2 protein-coding genes and 1 pseudogene are annotated in these 3,932 nt (G+C 62.1%); all 3 read right to left on the reverse strand.

The features are described 5' to 3' along the window. Positions 1-228, reverse strand: a pseudogene (locus EN742_RS27155) (ABC transporter permease); the annotation flags it as partial. A 104-nt stretch (positions 229-332) separates the two neighbouring features. Continuing rightward, positions 333-2,417: an ABC transporter substrate-binding protein gene (locus EN742_RS27160; RefSeq protein ID WP_128333482.1), complete on the reverse strand. Its 2,085-nt coding sequence runs from the start codon at positions 2,415-2,417 to the stop codon at positions 333-335. Between the two features lie 109 nt (positions 2,418-2,526). Beyond that, the coding region (locus tag EN742_RS27165; protein ID WP_148670287.1) for an alpha-glucosidase/alpha-galactosidase at positions 2,527-3,932 on the reverse strand (1,406 nt) is incomplete at its 5' end.

The following is a 3,932-nucleotide window of genomic DNA, read 5'->3' on the forward strand; positions in this document are numbered from 1 at the left end:
GTTCAGATACTGGATGGGCAGCGGCTTATCGAGGCCATGCTCGACGCGGTAGGCCTGCGCCTGCGCGTCGGCTTCGGCGAACGAGGCGCCGCCCTGGTTGATGAGTTGCGAGCGGATGTAGTCGGCATAGTCGCCCGGCGGCGCCTGGATGATGGCAAAGGTGACCAGGCTCAGTATGGCGAGGACCGGGATCGCCGACGCTATGCGCGTAGCCAAGAATCGCAGCATCGGTCCGGTTCTCCTCGCATTCACGCTTCAGTGGTTGGCCGCTGACTTCATCTCGTCCCGGCCGCGCGCGCGGCGCGGCCGGGAGTTTGGTCAGGGGAGGAAACTCAGTTCGTCGGGCCCTTGTCCCCGGGCTTGCCTGGAAGCTGCTCGGGGAACAGTTCGTATTTGTGCTGCTTGTCGGCGGCGACGAAGACCCGCTCGCGGATGATCGAATCCTCGGCCCAGTTGAACATGAAGATCGGCGTTCCCTGCGGGATGTTGGAGAAACGCTTGTTGACGATCAACGCGCCGGGATATTCGGTCAGGCCGACATTGTAGACATGTTCCGTCGAGATCTTCTGGAACTGCTTCATCAGGCTGGCGCGCTCGTCATTGTCCTGTGACGAGACGAACTTTCGGACGATGTCGACGAGATCCTTCTCGAACGGCATCAGGTCGACCTCGCCGCTTTCCGGCGCGCGGTGGTTCCAGCTGGTCTTCGGGCCGACCGGAGCGAGCTGCTCGGTGTTCTGCACCACAGAAGTCAGCTCCTGGTCGTTGCGCCGCACCAGCCAGTCGAAGCGGCCGGAATATTGCGAGGCATCGCGCTGGGTTCCATTGAGGCCGTTGAGCACGACGCGAAGCCCGAGCTTCTCCATCTGGCCGACGACGCCCTCGGCAAGGCTCTTGTCGGTGGTGTAGTCATTGTTGACCAGCATGACGATCTCGACGTTCTTGCCGCCGGCGGTTCCTGTGGGGAAGTTCACGAAGCCGTCGCCGTCGGTGTCCTTGAGACCGGCCTTGGCGAGTTCCGCCTTGGCGCCCGCGAGATCGAACGGGTAGTAGACAGTCGAGTTGCGGTCATAGAAGGAGGTGCCCGAAGAGAAGCCGCCCGGATAAATGGCGGTGAACGGGCCCTTCACCAGGGAGTCGCCGAGCGCCTTGCGGTCGAGCGCCATAGTGACGGCCTTGCGGAAGTCCTCGTTGCGATTCAGCTCACGGACGGCCTGACTGCGTTCGTCCGGATTGCCCCAGCCATTGGCCGAGAAATTCATGCGAAGATTATAGCCGATGAGGCGCGGGCCGAAGGCGAGACGGGCCGGCGCATCCTTTTCCGCAGCACGCTTAAGCGAAGCGACGAAGTTTTCCGGCTGCTCCAGGTTGGAGAAGTCGCCCGAACCCGCCACCGCCTGAACATCGCGGTCGGCCCAGGTAGACAGCTTGTAGTGCAACTCGTTCAGGTAGGGCAGCTGGTTGCCCTTCTCGTCGACCTTCCAGTAGTACGGGTTACGGCGCATGACGATGATGTCGTCCGGCCGATATTCGACCGGGACCCAGGCGCCCATCACCGGCATGTTCATGTATTCCGGCGGGAAGGCGTTCTTGAACTGGTCGTAGGTGTTCTTGGAATATTTCGGATGCTGCGGCTTCAGAATATGCGAGGGGCCGGGGCAGAAGGTGCCGTAGGCCATGGCATAGAGGTACTGTCGCGGGAAGGCGTCCTTGAAGGTCCACTCGACGGTGTAGTCGTCGATCTTCTTCAGCTCGGTGCCGACGCCGAAGGTTTCCTGGGTGGCGCCGTTCAGCGGCGAGACGTTGGGGTCCACGACCTCATCGTTCCAATAGAACATGACATCGTCGGCATTGAACGGCACGCCATCCGACCATTTGGCGCCTTCGACCAGATGCATGGTCAGCTTGTGGCCATCCTTCGACCATTCCCAGCTTCTGGCAAGGTTCGGCAGCGGCTCGGTGTCCTTGGCCTCGATCTGGAACAGCGGTGCGGTGCGGGTCAGGCATTCGGAAAGGCCGATGTCGATGCCGCCCCAGCCCTGGGTCTGGCCGGCGCCATAGTTCCAGCCTTCGGGCCGGCCACCGATGACATGGCGCATTGTGTCGCCATAGACGCCGATGCCGTCCGGCATGTTCTCGGCCTTGAACACCAGCGGCTCCTTCGGCAGGCGGTCCTTGACTGGCGGAAGCTTGCCGGTCTTGACGTATTTCTCGGTGAGCCAATCGGGTTCGTGGTATTCGGGCAGCGCCTTGAACTCCAGGATGGAGTCGCGCGCCACATATTTGATCTTCCCTTCGGCGGGAAACTGCGCCGGCGCCGGCGGCACCGTCGGTTCGGATGCGTATGCGCTCAATGCCGTTGCCGAGACGCTCAGCGCCAGTCCGGCCAGAATGCCAATTCGATGTAAGTTCCTCATTGTTTCCTCCCAAATGTTTCGACGACTGCTGCTGCCCGCGTTCTATTCTTTCGGGACGACTGATTTGACCGACCGGCCTCCCGCGGTCCGCCTCCAGGCGCGAGGTAAATCAGCCGGCCTGTTTCAGCGCCGCCTTTTCGGCGCGCAATTCCTCGATCGAGCGCACGCTTCTGCGCGCCGCACCCGCCCATTCACGGGTCTTGACCCTGGATTTCGAGAGCCGCTCTTTTGCGGCCGGCACCGCGTTCGCGTATTGCGGCAGCCAGGCCGCCTGGGCAACGACCATCTCGTCCACCATCTGCCAGACTTCCTCCGGCGTCGAAACCGCGCCGACCAGTGGATCGTGCAGCACGGCGAGCTTCAAGAGATCGATGTCGCCCGATATCGCGGCATGCACCGACATGCGCTGCACGTTGATCGAGGCCATGCAGGTGGCGGCGCAGGCTTCCGGCAGCGTGATGCCGGCGGCCATGTTGATGCCGAAGCGGTCGACGAAGCCGGGCGACTCGATGATGGCGTCCTGCGGCAGGTTGGTGATCACGCCGTTGTTCCTGACGTTGAAATGGCCGCGATAAACGCGGTTCGTCTCCAGCGCTTCGAGAATATGGCTGGCATGCTCGTTGGAGCGCTTTGCGGGGTCGATGGGCTTCGACGCCGCCTCGAGGAATTGCGGATATTCCGTCTCGAACCAGTTGCGGGTTTCGGTCGAGTAGCGCAGATACCCGCCCGTTTCGCCGTGGATCCAGTCCGACATGTCGATCCAGCGCGTGATCTCGTCCGGCCGCTTGCGGTACCAGGGCAGATATTCGGAGAGATGCCCGTTGCTCTCGGTCGAGTAGACGCCGAAGCGCTTCAGCACATCGATGCGCAGCTTCTCCTGCTTCGAAAAGACCGGGTGCGCCTCAAAGGCGGCGACCAGTTCGTCCTTGCCGATTTTGCGGCCGTTGAGGCGCAGCTCGATGAACCACGTCTGATGGTTGATGCCGGAGCAGACATAGTCGAGCTCCTTCGGCGATTTCGCGCCGAGCACCTCGGCGATCTGCTCGGCGCCGTGCTGCACACCGTGGCAGAGCCCGACCGTGTCGACCTTGCCGTATTCGATCGCCGCCCAGGTGTTCATAGCCATCGGGTTGGCGTAGTTGAGAAACTTGGCACCGCTCGCCGCGACCTCGCGGATATCCCTGCAGAAATCGAGGATCACCGGAATGTTGCGCTGGCCATAGAGGATGCCGCCGGCGCAGATCGTGTCGCCGACGCACTGGTCGATGCCATATTTGAGCGGAATGCGGATATCGTCGGCATAGGCCTCGAGGCCGCCGACGCGCACGCAGCTGATGATATAGCGCGCTCCCTCCAGCGCCTTGCGGCGGTCGGTCGTCGCCGTCACCTTCGTCGGCAGTCTGTTTGCTTCCACGATCCTGTCGAGGATCGCCTTGATCATCCCGAGATTGTGCTCGCTGACGTCAGTCAGCGCGAATTCGATATCCTTGAATTCTGGCACGCACAGAATGTCGG

It is taken from the genome of Mesorhizobium sp. M4A.F.Ca.ET.020.02.1.1, assembly GCF_004022645.1.
GTDB lineage: Bacteria > Pseudomonadota > Alphaproteobacteria > Rhizobiales > Rhizobiaceae > Mesorhizobium.